Source organism: Eggerthella sp. AM16-19, from assembly GCF_003474385.1.
GTDB lineage: Bacteria > Actinomycetota > Coriobacteriia > Coriobacteriales > Eggerthellaceae > Senegalimassilia.
Map to the genome: position 1 here is coordinate 1 of NZ_QUCY01000039.1, position 15,198 is coordinate 15,198.

The 15,198-nt window shown below is 57.1% G+C and carries 19 protein-coding genes; 7 read left to right on the forward strand and 12 right to left on the reverse strand.

The window, feature by feature from the left end:
* The 5 genes from DW178_RS10630 to DW178_RS10655 form a co-directional block, all read right to left on the reverse strand.
* The coding region (locus DW178_RS10630) for a peptide ABC transporter substrate-binding protein (RefSeq protein WP_118351384.1) at positions 1-448 on the reverse strand (448 nt) is incomplete at its 3' end.
* A 201-nt stretch (positions 449-649) separates the two neighbouring features.
* A complete protein-coding gene (locus tag DW178_RS10635; RefSeq protein WP_158574195.1) occupies positions 650-1,438 on the reverse strand; it encodes an ATP-binding protein in 789 nt (262 codons plus the stop codon).
* Between the two features lie 14 nt (positions 1,439-1,452).
* Positions 1,453-1,968, reverse strand: coding sequence for a hypothetical protein (locus DW178_RS10640; RefSeq protein ID WP_118351390.1), 516 nt, complete (start codon positions 1,966-1,968; stop codon positions 1,453-1,455).
* A 5-nt stretch (positions 1,969-1,973) separates the two neighbouring features.
* The gene (locus DW178_RS10645) at positions 1,974-2,222 is read right to left on the reverse strand and encodes a helix-turn-helix transcriptional regulator (RefSeq protein ID WP_101677788.1); all 249 of its coding nucleotides are present in this window, start codon (positions 2,220-2,222) and stop codon (positions 1,974-1,976) included.
* Positions 2,223-2,300: 78 nt separating this feature from the next.
* A complete protein-coding gene (locus tag DW178_RS10655; RefSeq protein WP_286168686.1) occupies positions 2,301-2,456 on the reverse strand; it encodes a helix-turn-helix domain-containing protein in 156 nt (51 codons plus the stop codon).
* Positions 2,457-3,312: 856 nt separating this feature from the next.
* Between DW178_RS10655 and DW178_RS10660 the strand changes: the two genes are divergently transcribed.
* The 3 genes from DW178_RS10660 (at position 3,313) to DW178_RS11455 (ending at position 6,096) form a co-directional block, all read left to right on the forward strand.
* Positions 3,313-4,866, forward strand: a complete 1,554-nt coding sequence (locus DW178_RS10660) for an AlbA family DNA-binding domain-containing protein (RefSeq protein ID WP_118351396.1) — start codon at positions 3,313-3,315, stop codon at positions 4,864-4,866.
* 94 nt (positions 4,867-4,960) lie between these two features.
* Positions 4,961-5,563 (forward strand): Type 1 glutamine amidotransferase-like domain-containing protein, encoded by a 603-nt coding sequence (locus tag DW178_RS10665; protein WP_118351399.1) that lies wholly within the window; start codon positions 4,961-4,963, stop codon positions 5,561-5,563.
* 317 nt (positions 5,564-5,880) lie between these two features.
* Positions 5,881-6,096, forward strand: a complete 216-nt coding sequence (locus DW178_RS11455; RefSeq protein WP_199669301.1) for a hypothetical protein — start codon at positions 5,881-5,883, stop codon at positions 6,094-6,096.
* Positions 6,097-6,745: 649 nt separating this feature from the next.
* Here the strand turns inward: DW178_RS11455 and DW178_RS10675 are convergent.
* The 5 genes from DW178_RS10675 to DW178_RS10690 form a co-directional block, all read right to left on the reverse strand.
* Positions 6,746-7,402: a class I SAM-dependent methyltransferase gene (locus DW178_RS10675; RefSeq protein ID WP_199669302.1), complete on the reverse strand. Its 657-nt coding sequence runs from the start codon at positions 7,400-7,402 to the stop codon at positions 6,746-6,748.
* The gene (locus DW178_RS11460; protein WP_199669303.1) at positions 7,402-7,575 is read right to left on the reverse strand and encodes a hypothetical protein; all 174 of its coding nucleotides are present in this window, start codon (positions 7,573-7,575) and stop codon (positions 7,402-7,404) included. Before DW178_RS11460 ends, DW178_RS10675 begins: the two co-directional genes overlap by 1 nt.
* A 115-nt stretch (positions 7,576-7,690) precedes the next feature.
* Positions 7,691-8,296, reverse strand: coding sequence for a class I SAM-dependent methyltransferase (locus DW178_RS10680; RefSeq protein WP_118351402.1), 606 nt, complete (start codon positions 8,294-8,296; stop codon positions 7,691-7,693).
* Entirely contained in the window at positions 8,283-8,912 is a 630-nt protein-coding gene (locus DW178_RS10685; RefSeq protein ID WP_118351405.1) for a class I SAM-dependent methyltransferase, read from the reverse strand. Before DW178_RS10685 ends, DW178_RS10680 begins: the two co-directional genes overlap by 14 nt.
* Before the next feature lie 917 nt (positions 8,913-9,829).
* Entirely contained in the window at positions 9,830-10,249 is a 420-nt protein-coding gene (locus DW178_RS10690) for a YjdF family protein (RefSeq protein WP_118351406.1), read from the reverse strand.
* Between the two features lie 309 nt (positions 10,250-10,558).
* On the opposite strand from DW178_RS10690, the gene DW178_RS10695 reads away from it, so the two are divergent.
* The gene (locus DW178_RS10695) at positions 10,559-10,789 is read left to right on the forward strand and encodes a DUF8612 domain-containing protein (RefSeq protein ID WP_199669304.1); all 231 of its coding nucleotides are present in this window, start codon (positions 10,559-10,561) and stop codon (positions 10,787-10,789) included.
* 13 nt (positions 10,790-10,802) lie between these two features.
* Here DW178_RS10695 and DW178_RS10700 read toward each other — a convergent pair whose 3' ends face one another.
* A complete protein-coding gene (locus tag DW178_RS10700) occupies positions 10,803-11,243 on the reverse strand; it encodes a MerR family transcriptional regulator (protein ID WP_118351408.1) in 441 nt (146 codons plus the stop codon).
* Between the two features lie 105 nt (positions 11,244-11,348).
* Between DW178_RS10700 and DW178_RS10705 the strand changes: the two genes are divergently transcribed.
* Genes DW178_RS10705 through DW178_RS10715 form a run of 3 tightly spaced genes read left to right on the forward strand, consistent with a single transcriptional unit; the run spans position 11,349 to position 13,657 of the window.
* The gene (locus DW178_RS10705) at positions 11,349-11,888 is read left to right on the forward strand and encodes a flavodoxin family protein (protein ID WP_118351410.1); all 540 of its coding nucleotides are present in this window, start codon (positions 11,349-11,351) and stop codon (positions 11,886-11,888) included.
* A gap of 60 nt (positions 11,889-11,948) precedes the next feature.
* Positions 11,949-12,713 carry a carboxymuconolactone decarboxylase family protein gene (locus tag DW178_RS11725; protein ID WP_118351412.1) on the forward strand — a complete coding sequence of 255 codons (765 nt, stop codon included), beginning with the start codon at positions 11,949-11,951 and terminating at the stop codon, positions 12,711-12,713.
* 2 nt (positions 12,714-12,715) lie between these two features.
* Positions 12,716-13,657, forward strand: a complete 942-nt coding sequence (locus tag DW178_RS10715) for an alpha/beta hydrolase (protein ID WP_199669305.1) — start codon at positions 12,716-12,718, stop codon at positions 13,655-13,657.
* A gap of 707 nt (positions 13,658-14,364) precedes the next feature.
* Here DW178_RS10715 and DW178_RS10720 read toward each other — a convergent pair.
* Entirely contained in the window at positions 14,365-15,036 is a 672-nt protein-coding gene (locus DW178_RS10720) for a DUF3800 domain-containing protein (protein WP_118351414.1), read from the reverse strand.
* Positions 15,037-15,198 lie beyond the last annotated feature (162 nt).

Below are 15,198 nucleotides of genomic sequence, written 5' to 3' on the forward strand. Positions count from 1 at the left end.
CGGCGCGCTGCGCCAGCGGCTCGGGCGCCTTCTCGTGCAGATGGGCCCACTCGCCGCTGCGGCATTGCTCCGGCGTCGCCTCGCACATGTCGCGCATGGCTTGCTCGAACCGCTCGGGCTCCTGGGCGATGGCGCCGAAGCTCCAGCTCTCGAAGCCGGTCCACGCGTCGCCGTCGCGCTTGAGCGTCCACCACTCGTCGCCGCCGTCCACCTGCTGGATGAACGCGAGGTCGCGGTAGCAGAACCCCTGGCGTATGGCCCAGTTGCCCGAGCCCAGCGCCTCGCGGAGCCTGTCGACGCTGTCCGTGCGAGAGAACTCGTAGGGGTACTCCTCGAGGAACGGGTCGTCCTGCCAGTCGAAGCCGCCGACCTTGAGCCAGCCGTTCTCCTGGCACTTTTCCACGAGCCCGTCGTGCTCGCGGCCGGTTATCCTCTCGAAGCCGTCCATGGGCCCTCCGCCTTTCGTTTGTTGCTTGGCGGGCGGCGTCCTCGCGATGGGGGCACGGTGCGAGTCGGAGCAGGCGTGCGTGTTGGCGCGTCGGCGCCGCCCAAGACGTGTATAGCGATTTCGATTGCGGCGGCGGCCGAGGCCGCCCGCGATGGGTCGAGCTGGGTCGAGCCGCCCGCGCCTCCACGGGAAGCGCACAAGCTAGCAGAGCCGGCGCCTGTCCCTTCCGCCCAGGTAGACGGGCCTGCAGGTCTGGGAGATCCTGCTCGCGATCGCCTCTGCCGTTACGCGCTCGCCGCGCCTCGCGAGCCTGTCCGCCAGCGCGCCCGGCGCGTAGTTCGACGTGACGATGGTCGGGCGCATGTCCTCGTAGCGCGCGTCGAGCACGCTGAACACGGTGCCGACGGACCATTCCGTCGCGTCCTCCTTGCCGAGGTCGTCGAGCACGAGGACGTCGCACTTTGCGTACCGCGCGACGGCGGCCTCGGTGCCGCCCTCGTCGAACGTGGCCTTCACGCGCTCGAGCATGCCCTTGGCCGTCGTGAAGGCGACGTCGTAGCCGGCTTCGGCGAACAGCCTGGCCATGGCGGAGGCGGCGTGCGTCTTGCCGGCGCCGACGCCCCCGTGTATGTAGAGCCCGGCGCCCCCGTTGCCCGCGAACGAGGCGATGTACTCGGCGAACTCGGGGCGGTCGGCCTCGGCGGCCCAGTAGCGCCTGGGGATGCCCGCGCGCGAGAGCGCCTTCTCCCGGCGGGCGGCCTCCTCCTTGGCGGCGAGCGCCGCGCGCCTTCGCGCCTCGGCCTCCCGCTCGCCGGATGCGCCCTCGCACGGGCAGGGGGCGGCGGAGACCCAGGCGACCCTGCCCGCCAGCACCGCGCCGAGTGGTTCGAGGGCGGCGCCGCAGTGCGGGCACGCCCTCGGCTCCGGTTCGTCGAAGGAGAGCCCGGCCGCCCGGGCCTGCTCCAGGGTGATGAGTCCCGCTCGGTCCATCGGGCGCCCCTTCCTTATCTTCTGAAGTCCTTGTTGTCCCTTTTGCTTATTGGGTGGCATATCGTCAGGGGTTTCCCTGTTATCTCGTCAGGGGTTCGGGCTGCGAACCCTGACGGTTCGTCACCCTTGTTCTCGGCGAGCCCTGTCATTTCGTCACCCTTTCGCGTCCGGAACCCTGACGAATCGTCAGGGGTTGCCAGCGCTCCGGGCGGCAGCCTCTCGCGCACGATGCGGTACCGCTTGGTGGCGTGCCCGCGTGCCGGGGCGTGCATGCCGCACTCTTCGATGAGGCCCCGGTCGAGCAGGTCGCGGATGGCGCGGTGGACGCTGCGCTCCTGCACGTTGAGGAATCGGGCCAGGCCGCCCTTGCTCTCGAAGTAGCCGCACCCGGCGTCGCAGAAGCCGAAGATGCGCGCGTAGACGAGCAGAGGAAGGCCGGAGAGGCCCAGGTCCGCCATCATGAAGTGCCGTACCGTCGTGAACTCGCGCGGGGAGGGGCCGTCGCGCCCCTTCGGGCCTGTGGCCGCCATCGGCGCTAGCCCCTTCTGGGCGAGCCGACGATGCTGTTCCGCTCGACCCATGCGACGAGCTCGTCGTGCAGCACGATGCCGTCGCGTGTCTTGCCGCCGATGTAGCGGATCGGGAACGGGTCGTCGGGGTCCTTGGCGAGCCGGTACATGGCGTCGCGGCTGATGCGCAGCATCGCGCACGCCTCGTCGGCGCCGAATATCGCGTTGGTCGATGCGATGAGCCTCACCTGGCTCCTGCTAATGCTCTTGGTCATGGTCGTCCTCGAGCTCCTTTCGTCTCGAGGCTCCCTCGCGTGCCCGGCCGCGGGCGGCTCCCGGGGCGGTCGCCGCCGTCATTTCCTTCCGCTCCTCGACTCGATGTAGGAGTCCACTGACGCCCTCGAAACCAGGAGCTTCCTTCCGAGCCTGTACGAGTCGATCTCTCCCGACCAGATGAGGTCGTACGCCTTGTTTCGGCTCGCCCTCATGTACTCCTGCATCTCGATCACCGTCATCCATTCGTCCCGATCTCGGCTTCCCTCGGGCGCGGCGCATTCGGCTGTGCGTGCCATGGTTCCTCCAATCTTCCCGTGCGGCACCGCGCGAGGACACCGCACGACACCGTGTGCCTTTTCGTCTGCACGACGATTGAACCGCCTGATGGCGATTGGTGAGCACGGCAGGAGCGGAGACGGGTCGAAGTGGGTCGAGCTGGTCGTGCCTTCACGAAACGGCCATGAGCCGCGTGCCTTAGCTCGCGGCTAAGTCCCTGAAAAGTAAAAGGCGCCCATGCGGGCGCCTGCCTAGTAGCTGGAGTTGTTCGGTTGTGGTCGGAATGCTCGTCTTCCGCGGTGCTGTCGTCCGGGGTCCGGCATCTGTCGTTCGCCTCTTCTGTCGTGTTTGCTGTTGCGTGTTCTGCGAGCGACCTTGCGCGGACCGGCCGGCCCGTTGCCCCAGGTGCACCCGGGTAAATGGTACCCACCCATTGGGACGTGGGCACCGCGGGAGGGGCGTCTGGGCAAACTGGAACGGACGAGCGGGCATCGGTTTGTCAATCAGTGTGCTTTCTTGCGCAACGCTACAACTGGTTTTCGTTGTTTGAGCTGATAGTTTGCTTGCGCTCACCATGGCAATCACATGAAAGTGGTAATGATCAATACTTGATTTGACCGGATAGCATAGCGATGGTTCTCTAAGTAGCCAAAACGATGGGATAATGTCCAGTATTAACTTAGATGGGAGGACGTCTTTTGACTGATGCGTTGATGAAAGCGTTCTCTACGTATCAGTCGATTGGTGCCACCCACATGAACGAAATGAAGAGATTGTTTGTCGGGCATAGGGAATCGATAGGTTGGAACATAGATGATCGTAGTAGACGGACGAACCGATAGAGAAAAACTTTTCGAGCTATTAAAATCTGGCGGTGAATGCAGCGAGCTCGATTTTAAGGAGACGCTAGATTTTTCCAAGAAGATCGATGAGCTCGATTTTGTAAAAGACGCTGTTTCGATGTGCAACCGTTATCCCGGTGGTTACATCGTCATTGGGGTGGACGATGATGGAAATCCATCGGCTAGAGCTGAAGATACCAACTGGACGCAATTTGATGGCGCGGTCTTAACAGACAAAATAAGAAAATATGTTCAGGCGCCTTTGACCGCCATCTCCCAATTACATGAGGTTGATGGACACACATACTGTTTGGTTTGCCTGTTAAGCCTCGAAGACGGGCTTCTCGTTCCTTTTTCGAAGCTCGGACAAACAGTAGATGGCAAAGGCCGTCAAATTGTCGTATTTCGCGAGGGCGAAATAGTTAGGCGCGACGGAGCTCAGAATCGGCCTATTGAGTATTCACAGTGGGCAGAAATATTGAAGCAGCACGATGTTTGCGTGAGGAAAGACGAGAGCAAACGAATGGATACTCTCGTGGACAATATAATCGCCGTTCTTGGAGAGAAGGGTAAAACGCCGCCTCTCGTTTACGGCATGGATGAAGAAGCGCTTGTGCATTCGCTCGAAGCTTGCTTCGAGCAAAAGGAGAATGAGAAGCTTTCTCGCTTCATTTTTCAGGTCGCCGCAGAGTTTCAAGATGATGCAGATGCGATCAACAGCCTTGCCGGCATCGGAGCCTATGCCCTTAGCTATTGCAACGACTCGATATTTGAGAAGGCGGCAGATGCTCTCTACGACTGCTATGCCGCAATTGATGATAGCAAAGCGGACTCCGCTTCAAAAAGTCTAGCTGTGGCGGTTGCTTGTTACGAATTGGGCGCGCAGCTGGTTCGCATGAAAAGATGGGACCTAATTGCCCCCTTCGTCAACCGTCAATCTCCATCTCGCTCGTACTCCATATATGCATCCTGGATACGAGACTGCCAGGTTAGGGCTGTAAACGCCGGGCTTTTCAACGAAGCCGGCTCGGGGATGATGATTACAGTTGCCTTAGACAACGCCACGAATCACCCAATTGTGGCACCGGATTGCAGACTAAATATGGGCAGTGACGCTTCGGCGCATGAGAGATACCTCGATCTCCTATGCTCCTTTGACTTCCTTTACTGCTTATGCGTATTTGTTGCAGGGGTGGGCACTGGTCTCGCATATCCCGCCTGTTGCTTCTATTCCGAAAAGCGTATCTCTAATGTTACCTCGCAAATCCTAGGAGGTGATCCAAAGGCACGAAGAGAGCTCCTCCCCGACGATGATGATGAGAAGATTGCCATGTGTCTAAGGGAGCTTTATCGGCTTGCGAGCAATGAATCGCTTCAGAAGGATAGTAAATATTACTGGGGATTCGATTCTTCTCGTGTGCTCAGGAAGTTCTTGCAGGATCATCCCAAGCAATCAGACGAGCAGCCTCCCGACATGTTCAGCTACAACAATCCTGATAGAGACCCTAATAACACGAGCCATTGAGGTCCTTCGTGTGGGAGGTGTTCGGATAAAGTTGATAATCAAGGGTATAATTTGAACACGAAATTGAGCAACAAATACATAAAGGAGAATATGGATGAAGCTGTTTTTATGTTCGCACTTTTCAAGTGTAGGAAGTTTGATAAAAGAAGAAATTGATAACAAAAAAGTCGCATTTATTCCAACAGCATCGCTGCGTGAAGGCTACACCGGTTATGTCGGCTCGGCTCGAAAGCTATTTAATAAACTGGGAGCAGCCGTAACTGAAATTGATATTTCAACGGAGGCTTATTCAACGATACAATCTGTTTTTGAAAATGCAGACGTGATATATTTTACTGGTGGAAATTCTTTCTTTCTCATGGACCAGCTCCGTAAAACGGGAACGGATAAGCTGTTGAAGAAAGAATTGGCAAAGGGAAAACTGATGATCGGTGAATCGGCAGGTGCGATTATATGCGCTCCTACCATCCAATATATTGTACAAATGGATGAAAAGCCGGAGGACTACTCACAAGAAGATGATGCAGGGCTTGATTTGATTGATTTCTATGTTCTTCCGCACTATCTTACAGCACCATTTAAGAAAGTTACCGAGAAAATAATGACTGAGTTTTCGGATTTGAATCTATGCCCAATTAACAACCGTCAGGGAATTGTAATTGATGGTGAAGGTTCAAAGGTTATTTGCAAAGACTAATTTGAAAATTCAAGTTTGTCGAACCGATAAAATCCCTTTAGGAACTAAAGGGCGCACTTCTATACTCTCCTATCGGGAGTATGTGCGTCCTGCGGAGCTTCATTCCCGGTCAGCAGAAGAAACCTGCACGACCGAGAATGTTTCGTCACTTCGTTCCGTCAAGGGAGCTACACTCCCTTGCGACGCTTGTGCGTCTATCCCTTGTGGACTTGCTGTCCGCGAACAGCAAGTGAAAATACAGCGTCAAGGCTTCGCACGTAGCTATCGAATCCGAGATGCTGTCCGATTGGTCGTGCACGACGACGGGCGTACAATAGGTGGAAACCAACAAGAACCTGCCCTCCATGCCAACTCCGCCACCTGACGTGATGGGCAATCCGATTGCTCTTCTGGATTGCCTTGAGAAGAACGCTGGCGGAATCACCGAGCAGGACTCCAAGGGGACTGCATTTCTTCATGTGGTTCCTATTGGCAAACCCCGCCCCCAGTTGGAAGCCATCTTAGGCATATCAGCCTTGGGGACGGTGTTGTGACTCATATCGGCCAGTCTTCGCTCGACGGAGTCGGCGTTTACGTTAGCGCCGAGTTCGGGAGCGCATTGAGATCATTCGCATTTTCTCATGCATTTGAAAGTGGAATCGTTGAACTCTTGGGTGGATAAGCCACCTGCGACGATTCTTTCGGTCATCGCTCTTGTGCATCTCATTTGACCTGCGGAAATGCAAGGCGGCAAAGCCGCTGGCTACGATTCACTTTGCTAAACAGGCGTCAAAGAGGAAAATCGGCCCTTTTGGCATCCGTTTCGGGCGATTATGCGCCTCAAGGCCTTGCCGTTTTTGTCCCCGGGACAAAAACTGAAACTGCGAGCTTGCGGTTTCGAAATAGTTTGCGAATTTGTCCCAGGGTTTGTCCCAAACGCCTACGCGAAGACACGCGGAGGGATTCGGCGGCAAGGTGGACAAAACCGACAACCAAACTAGACCCAATTGGAATGGCGCCACGACAAACGAGCATGAAAGAGTGAATAGAACAGACGTTCGATAAAATAATATAGTATCGGATAGCGGGCATGGTTTCAATCGAATCCGTGCCCGCTGCTGTATGCGTGTCCTTGCACGCCCAATATGCGCCGTAAAAGCCGTCTTCTTCAACGTCAAAGTGAATGCGCTTCAATTTTGCCTCTCAAAATGCTATTTTCACGATTTGCATTTTCATCCCGTTGTCACCGACCCTTGCGAGAAACCGGAAAAAGCCGCTGACAGAAGGGTCTCTCAAATCGCTGTAACCCAACATATAGCCGCGACTTGTGACCTTCAGACGGCTGTTCCACGTGCCGATTTCCTTGGCGGCATCCGAAACCGCAAAATATGCCCTCACATCCTTGATTTTTGCAGTCTTAAGCCATGTTTTTGCGATCATCTTTACTGCCGTCCGATTGGCAGCATCAAAGACCAGCACGCCGCCGGGGAAAGCGTCCGCCATCCCCCGCACCAGTTCCCGGACCTGCTGGGTCAGAAAGTAATAGAACACCCCGGAGGCAAAGAACACCGCCCCGCCGGAGGCATCGACTTTGCCGAACCATGCGGTGTCTTTCAGGTCGCAGGGGATATTTTGTTCCCGATCCCCGGCGGGCAGTAGCTGCTGCCGCAAGGCAATCACATCCGGGAGGTCCAGATTGTAGATTTTGCATCTACCGTTGTCGCAGGTTCTGCCGGTGTTGTCCAGCCCGCAGCCCAGATTGACCACCGCCGCATTGGGGTGGCCTTTCAGGTAATCCCGCACCTCGAAAGCAAGGTCACCCTGCCGCATGGCCACTTCCAGCGCACCGAAGCGCTGCATCAGGCTGCGGGGGTTTTCTCTGCCTCTGAAAAGTCGTAGTCGATCTGGTCGAGCAGACGAACCGCTGTTTCATCCCTGTAAAGGTTCGGGTACAGCTCCGTACACAGCTTCCGGGAATACAGCGGGAGGATCAGCGTCTCCTGCACGGTGTTTTTCTCAATTTTACATTTCATAGGTTCCTTCCTCAGTGAATAAAAGCTGTCATAATTGCCGCCAGCGCAGCCGCTATGGCCGTCATGCCTATCACCATGTGCAGGATGGATGCAAAAATGCCCGTGCTCGATGCCCTTACTTCCGCGCCGTGACGCAGAGCCACCTTTTCTTTTTGCGTATCTGCACCTCGTGAAAACCCGCCTGCTCCAGACACGCCTTCAATTCAATGTCCTTGTAGATGGTCATGCCGCCGATGATCCGCGTCCACCTCTCGTCCTTGTCCGTATCGCCATTGCTCTCGTTGCAGATAAGAATTGTCCCACCTGGCTTCAGCGTCCGCCAGGCCTCACAGAAGCATCGGGGCAAATCAGGCCAAAAATAGACGGTCTCAAAGGCCGTGGCGGCATCGAAGCAGCTATCCTCAAACGCCATATCCGCCACACTGCCTTGCAGAACGGCGCAACGCCCCTCCTGAATTGCAGTTCGGTTGAGCTTTCTAGCCTTCTCCACGCTGACGGACGAATAGTCGATGCCCTTGACGACGCCATGCGGACATTTTTCCAGCAGCCGTTTTATGTTCGCCCCGCCGCCGCAGCCGCAATCCAGCACCTTGGCGTTTGGCGCAAGTCGTAGAAATCGAAGTCCCCACCGCGCCACAGGGCCGTGGCCTAGATTCATCATGGCAACCATAAGTTTTCCGCCGAGGCCCACGGGCTTGCGGGTGTTTTCAAAGAACGACATCTGGCCCCTCCGATTTCGTGCATTCCGCATAGGTCAACGGGAACGAGGCCTTCAGCACCGCGCTTTTCTGCACCGCCCAGCCGTTTTGACGCAGGAAACGCAGGTATTCCTCGCTTGTCCACCTGCTGTGGAGGGGGAATCCCGCAATACTCATGAAAAAGGCTTTTGCCTTGCCGGAAACCGAGTTCTCCGCGTGGGTGAAGGTTGGCGCGATGAGCACGCCGTCGTCCTTCAGCACCCGCCTGATTTCTTGCAGGGCCTTTTCCGGATGCGGCACTATGTGAAGCGCGTTGGACGCGATCACCACTTCGAAGGACTTCTGTGCATAGGGCAAGCGGAACATATCTTGTACGGAAAAGTGCAGCTTTGCGGATTGATTGCCCCGCTTTGCTTCAAGGATCATCTTTGCAGAGGCGTCCGTAGCCTCGATGTGCGCCGCCGCATCCACGACGCTCTTTGCGATAAGCCCCGTGCCGGTGGCAACCTCCAGCACGGTCTTTGCTTTCACCACCGGCCGGATCAGCCCATACATCTTCTCATACGCCACCCGGTCCTTTCGCATGAAACGGTCGTACCGACCGGCATTCCTGTCCCAGAAGCCCTTGCGTTCGTGCATCGCTATCGCCCCCAATCAGTTAGAGCTAGCTAACTGTAGCGCATAAATCGCGCAGTAAGGGAAGACCAACTTCAATTTCTCGACAAAGACGTATCTCTTCGGCTTTCGCTTATAACGGCGCGAGTCAGATACTAGGCTGGAGCTGAAGAAGGAGCTTGGCGGACAGGTAGGTCGATACTGGTTCCCGGAACGGTAATCCAGCCAATTACAGCAGGGCTCTAGTCATGCAGGCAAACCCAATCCATGACGGGAAATAGGTCCTATTCTCCAGCTCGACGTCTTTCGCGGGCGACGGGTTAATGTGGCTGGCGGGATTCCCCGCACGAAGCCGTTGTCGCCACTGCCTCCAGGCGCGGTTCACTCGGCAAGACGAGCAACTACGAAGCCGTGCTCGGCGAGGTCGGAAGATCCGATATGATGCGGGCATCTGGTCCTCTTACGTCTCGGCATCGCCCTATGCGGAAGGCGTCGATTTCGAAGAGGCGGTCGATTCGGCCATCGAGCTCGCAAGGCTTTCGGAGCTTGACGATTTGGACTGATGGAGGCGAGAAGTCCCCCACCACGCCAATACCAGACGATTGCGCTATAGGCATCTCTCCGACCCTTTGAATCACCCCTTTTCACGCCACCCGCTACGAACCCCGGCGGAAACCAAGGAGTGATTAAAGGAGCGACCTGCGGTTTCGCGAATCAATTGAGTCATTCCCGAAATCGCGAATCAAGGGGCTGATTCGCCCAAGTTGCGCGCGAATCAGCCCTTAGGCGGTACGACGCGACTCGCATCTGCAGCACCCGTACTGGATCAGTCACTGAGTGGGAATAGAACATACGTTCTGTATAACGTTATAGCACCAGGCAGCAGGCGCAGTTTCAATCGAAGCAACGCCTGCTGCTATATATACTGGTCGATGGCGGTATCAATGCCCGCGGTGCTTCTGCTTGCGCTTCAACTTCCGCTGCTCGAAGCGCGCCTCCACCTCATCCGCGCGACGCTGACTTCTTGCTTGAGCCGACTCCCGCTTCATCGCTTCCCGCTGTGCCGCGAGCGCCTGTTGTGCCTTGGTGCTCACCGCGGGCCGTTTAAGGGCTTTCGCTGCCTCGCGAGCGCGCCGCTTGGGGTTCTTCGCGGGCTTGCTTGTTTCAGTAGCCTTGTCGCCGAAGAACGAGAGCTTCTCCCATTCGCTAGTAACGAATCGCAGGATCTCCTCATCGGACGGCTCTGCGCCGAAGACGATGCGGGCGACGCCGTACCTTCCGTCCTCGACATGCTCCGCCAGCCCGACCCAGAATTGGCCGTCGTGATATACGGTCAGGGTGGACGACACGCTGATCTGCATGGTTGGTTCCTCCTTTATGTAGATGACCATGCAGAGAAGGGACAACCAAGGAGGCAGGTTACTGATGCGGACTCCCGCACGCCCACGACTACCCGACGGGGACTGTGTTTTCATCTCTGATGGCCGCATTGTAGCACGCGCGAATGCACCCCGACATTGTTGCCGACATGGCGCGATCGGGAACCGCCCCTCGACACATCCTTGTGTGTATTGCCTTCTCGATTTCGAAACTTTAGAAATAATCGAGTTTCGAAACCGAGAAGGAGTGGATTATGGCTTGGGAAGACCACAATACGTACCGACTCCACCGTGTTGGAGAGGCTGGCCGAGTACATGATGGGCAATTCCGGCAACCTCAACTCGCCCAACAACATCGCCAACGCCCTCGACGCCAACAGGGTTCCCACCAACCACGTCACCGTCAGGCGCTACATCTCCTACCTCAGCGACGCCTTCGTCTTCTATGAGGCAAAGCGCTACGACATTAAGGGAAAGAAGTGCATTGCTACCCGAAGAGGATTCCTCGCCGAACTCCCTTGAGCGTCGGGCGGCATTATTGAGCGTGCGCGTTTTCGTAGGCGCCTTTGATTTCTTCTGGCAAATCGTCGGGAATCAGCGCCTTCAGCCTATCCTCGCTGCCATCTTGAATCGCCTGCTCGTAGTACCAGCATTTGAACCTCAGCATATCCAGCGCGCGGTTCATGTTGGCGATCTCCGACTCCATGTAGGTCTTCCGTTCCTCGAACATTGCCTTGCGCTTGGGATATGTGGATGGGCCCTCCGCACACCATTCCATGAACAGTCGGATGTCCTTGATCTCCATCCCCGCCTTCTTCAGGCATTCGATGACCCGAAGCGCCTCGAGTTCCGTATCGCCGAATCGGCGAATGCCGGACGCCCGCTCCAGGCCCGGGAACAATCCCTGCTTGTCGTAATACCGCAGCGTGGAAACGGGCAGACCGAACATCTCCGCCACCTGTCCGATTGTGTACATGGTCCCTCCGGATAAATCTCGAATTCATTCCTTGACCTAAAGTCAGGTTTAGGTATTACCTTTATTCTCGTCGATATAAATCGCGAGTGCAAGGGGTATTCCGTAATGGGCAAAAAGGTTTTGATAGTTTCCTCAAGTCCTCGAAAGAACGGCAATTCCGAGATGCTGGCGGATGCCTTCGCCAGCGGTGCGCGGGAGGCGGGCCACAGCGTGGAGACCGTGCGCCTGCGCGAAAAGCGGCTCGGCTTCTGCAAGGGCTGCCTTGCCTGCCTGAAGCTGGGGCGCTGCGTCATCCAGGACGATGCCGTGGGAATTGCCGCCAAGATGCACGATGCGGATGTGCTGGTGTTCGCAACGCCCGTCTACTACTACAGCGTCTGCGGCCAGCTCAAGACCATGCTGGACCGCGCCAACCCGCTCTTCGGCTCCGATTACGCATTCACCGAGGCGTATCTGCTGGCGACGGCGGCGGAGGACGGGCGCTCGACCTTCGACGGCGCGAAGAAAGCGGTGCAGGGATGGGTCGACTGCTTCTCCCGCTGCACGTTTGCCGGAACGGTATTCGCCGGCGGCGTGAACGGCGTGGGCGAAATCGCCGGGCACCCCGCTCTGGAGCAGGCGCGACGAATGGGCATGGGAATCTAGGCGCGGCTTAGCTGCGCGGAAGCAGTTTGCACTCAAAACCATCGACAGGAGGAATCAAACATGACGATTAAGCAGACGGCGGGCAGGGATGCCCTGGGAGAATTCGCCCCCAAATTCGCACAGCTCAACGACGACGTGCTGTTCGGCGAGGTGTGGAGCCGAGAAGACAGGCTCTCCCTTCGAGACCGCAGCGTGGTGACGGTGGTGGCCCTGATGGCGCAGGGGCTGACGGACTCTTCGTTCCAATATCATCTGATGTCCGCAAAGAACAATGGCGTGACCAGGACGGAGATGGTGGAAATCCTTACGCACGCGGCGTTTTACGCGGGATGGCCCAAGGCGTGGGCGGCCTTCCGCATGGCGAAGGAGGTCTGGGCGGATGGCGATGCCGCTGGTGCAAGAACTGAGCACCAAAACGAGATGGCCTTTCCCATCGGCGCGCCCAACGACGCATTCGCGAAGTACTTTATCGGGCAAAGCCACCTCGCGCCCCTTTCCACCGAGCAGGTCGGCGTCTACAACGTGACGTTCGAGCCCGGCTGCCGCAACAACTGGCACACCCATCACGCCAAAAGCGGCGGCGGGCAGATCCTCGTCTGCGTGGCCGGCCGAGGGCTTTACCAGGAATGGGGCAAACCGGCACAGGAGCTGCGCCCTGGCGATGTAGTGAATATTCCCACGGGCGTAAAGCACTGGCACGGTGCGGCGCCTGACAGTTGGTTCTCCCATCTCGCGGTGGAAGTTCCTGGTGAGGACGCCTCCAACGAGTGGTTGGAGCCCGTGGATGACGACGCATACCTTAGGGCGGCTAATAAGGAAGCATAAGCATGGAGCAGTTGAAACTGACGCAGGAATGGGACAAGGTGCTCCCTAAAAGCGAGATGGTGGGGCACGGCAAGGTGACCTTTCATAACCGATATGGCATCACGCTGGCAGCTGATGTGTACGTGCCGAAGAACGCGGAAGGCAAGCTGCCCGCTATCGCCGTCAGCGGTCCGTTTGGCGCGGTGAAGGAGCAATCGTCCGGCCTTTATGCGCAGAAGATGGCGGAACTGGGCTTTTTCACGCTTGCCTTCGACCCGTCCTATACCGGGGAGAGCGGCGGCACGCCCCGCTATGTAGCATCGCCGGACATCAACACCGAGGACTTCTGCGCAGCGGTGGACTTCCTCTCGGTACAGGAAAACGTCGATCCGGAGCGCATCGGCATCATCGGCATCTGCGGTTGGGGCGGCATGGCAATCAATGCCGCATCCATCGACACTCGTATCAAAGCTACTGCTGCTATGACGATGTACGACATGACCCGCGTGACCGCCAACGGCTATTTTGACGCCGAGGATTCCGAACAGGCGCGCTTCGAAAAGCGGAAAGCGCTGAACGCGCAGCGCGCCGAGGACTATAAAAACGGCAGTTATGCGCTGGCGGGCGGCGTGGTCGATCCGCTGCCGGAAGACGCGCCGCAGTTTGTGGCGGACTATTACGCCTACTACAAGACTCCGCGAGGCTACCATCCCCGCAGCCTGAACTCCAACGGTGGCTGGAGCGTGACGTCCTCGCTGTCGTTTTTGAATATGCCGATCTTGCAGTACGCCTGCGAGATCCGCTCCGCCGTGTTGCTGGTGCACGGCGAGAAGGCGCACTCGCGCTATTTCAGCGAAACCGCGTACGGCAAGCTGGCTGGGACAACAAGGAATTGCTCATTATCCCCGGCGCCAGCCATACCGACCTCTACGATCAGATGGATATCATTCCGTTTGAAAAGCTGAAAGCATTCTTTGAGGAATATCTGAAATAAGGCGCACCTTGATTCAATGCCAAGCCCACAGCAACGATTCCTCCAGTCATGGTCACAACATACGACTTCTGACCTGCGGAAACGCGCAGGGATAAAGCCGCTAGCTATGATTCCTTCCTCGAAATGGGTGAAGAGGGGCTGAAATGGCGAATTCACACCCTCAGCCAGGATGTCTGTAACCTGTAATCCTGCCTGTTTTGTCCCCCGGGACAAAAATGAAACTGCGGGCCTTCGGTGGCCGAAAAGTTTTCTGCGTTGCCCACGTTTTGTCCCAAACGCCTACGCGAAGACACACGGCGAGATTCGGTGGCAAGATGGCCAAGACTGACGACCAACCTAGAATCAACTGGATTGGCGTCACGGCAAACGCATGTGAAAGAGTGGGAGTATCTAATATCTAGCGTTTCCGAGCCCCTGACCCGCACAAACAGATCAGGGGCTTTTCGTTTGGCAACCGCTGGGCAACCTTTATGGTTTCGCGCCCCGCAAGTTATCTATGCTTGCATTGTCGCAAATGCCGCAACAATGTAAGCGCGGGTGTGAACAGGGGACGTAGCCCTGTTCACATCAAGGTCTATATCAGCGCCGATCGATACCCTCAATGCTTCTGTTTGCATTTAAGCTTCCGTCGCTCGAAGCGCGCTTCCAATCCCTCGTCGCCCCCCGCACAGCGTTCCGCTATACAAGCTTCTTGCGCGTTTCCTTAAGAATGCCCTTCTTGAAATCGGACCATTTGCCGAAGAACTTTTCGTCCGTTGCGGTAGCTGTATGGTCCGCGTACTTGATCGCTGTGAGCTCCGTGGTGCAGATGTAGTCCGCCGCCTGCGACAGCCGGTACTCAGAGGGCTGCGTCGAGCGGTAGACGACCGCATTCTTCGACAGCGCATACTCGATCGCGCGGTGAAGCGATTCCGCGACGGAGTGCTGTCCATTGTCGTAGTAAACCTTGACCGCGTCGTACGCCTGCAGCTCCGCAAGGTTGTCGAACAGGAAGTTCACTATATCCCTGCGCATCGCCCCCGCGAGCTTATCGAGCGAGGCGAACTGTCTGGTCGCGTATGCGAAGGTGTGATACCTCACGGGCATGTGGCGGAAGAATACTCGGAAGGATCCGAGCATCATCTTGCGCGTTCTCAGGTCGAACCCGGAATACAAATCCTTGCCGTTCATAAGCGGCGACGCGTGAAAAGGTATGTCCGGAAGCCCTTTCGCGCGGAGGGCGCTCTCATATGCCTCGATTGAGTCCGCGATGCTGTCGGATTGGTCGTGCATAACGACGGTGAGCAGGTAGTAGCGGTCGGAGAGGCCGTCGCTTCCCGACTCGTCGACGAAGATGCTGAGTTCTCGCATTGCTCTCCTGGATAAGAAAAAAGCCGGGGAAAACGTCCCCGGCACTTGGAAGCCTTCCTAACGGAAAACCAATTACCTTATATCATAGGCTGTCTGACAATTCAAGGGAGCTCGAAGACGGCGTAAAGTTGATGGGGGTTCAGATTCTCCTATCCAGGTTCG

Bases quoted from the DNA above. Each gene is read 5' to 3' on its own strand.
- DW178_RS10690 (WP_118351406.1), bottom strand. From the start codon at position 10,249: ATGCAGATCAGCGTGTCGTCCACCCTGACCGTATATCACGACGGCCAA.
- DW178_RS10640 (WP_118351390.1), bottom strand. From the start codon at position 1,968: ATGGCGGCCACAGGCCCGAAGGGGCGCGACGGCCCCTCCCCGCGCGAG.
- DW178_RS10635 (WP_158574195.1), bottom strand. From the start codon at position 1,438: ATGGACCGAGCGGGACTCATCACCCTGGAGCAGGCCCGGGCGGCCGGG.
- DW178_RS10700 (WP_118351408.1), bottom strand. From the start codon at position 11,243: ATGTACACAATCGGACAGGTGGCGGAGATGTTCGGTCTGCCCGTTTCC.
- DW178_RS10720 (WP_118351414.1), bottom strand. From the start codon at position 15,036: ATGCGAGAACTCAGCATCTTCGTCGACGAGTCGGGAAGCGACGGCCTC.
- DW178_RS10675 (WP_199669302.1), bottom strand. From the start codon at position 7,402: ATGCAGCGCTTCGGTGCGCTGGAAGTGGCCATGCGGCAGGGTGACCTT.
- DW178_RS11460 (WP_199669303.1), bottom strand. From the start codon at position 7,575: ATGAAATGTAAAATTGAGAAAAACACCGTGCAGGAGACGCTGATCCTC.
- DW178_RS10645 (WP_101677788.1), bottom strand. From the start codon at position 2,222: ATGACCAAGAGCATTAGCAGGAGCCAGGTGAGGCTCATCGCATCGACC.
- DW178_RS10665 (WP_118351399.1), top strand. From the start codon at position 4,961: ATGAAGCTGTTTTTATGTTCGCACTTTTCAAGTGTAGGAAGTTTGATA.
- DW178_RS11725 (WP_118351412.1), top strand. From the start codon at position 11,949: ATGACGATTAAGCAGACGGCGGGCAGGGATGCCCTGGGAGAATTCGCC.
- DW178_RS10705 (WP_118351410.1), top strand. From the start codon at position 11,349: ATGGGCAAAAAGGTTTTGATAGTTTCCTCAAGTCCTCGAAAGAACGGC.
- DW178_RS10685 (WP_118351405.1), bottom strand. From the start codon at position 8,912: ATGCACGAACGCAAGGGCTTCTGGGACAGGAATGCCGGTCGGTACGAC.
- DW178_RS10680 (WP_118351402.1), bottom strand. From the start codon at position 8,296: ATGTCGTTCTTTGAAAACACCCGCAAGCCCGTGGGCCTCGGCGGAAAA.
- DW178_RS10715 (WP_199669305.1), top strand. From the start codon at position 12,716: ATGGAGCAGTTGAAACTGACGCAGGAATGGGACAAGGTGCTCCCTAAA.
- DW178_RS10660 (WP_118351396.1), top strand. From the start codon at position 3,313: ATGATCGTAGTAGACGGACGAACCGATAGAGAAAAACTTTTCGAGCTA.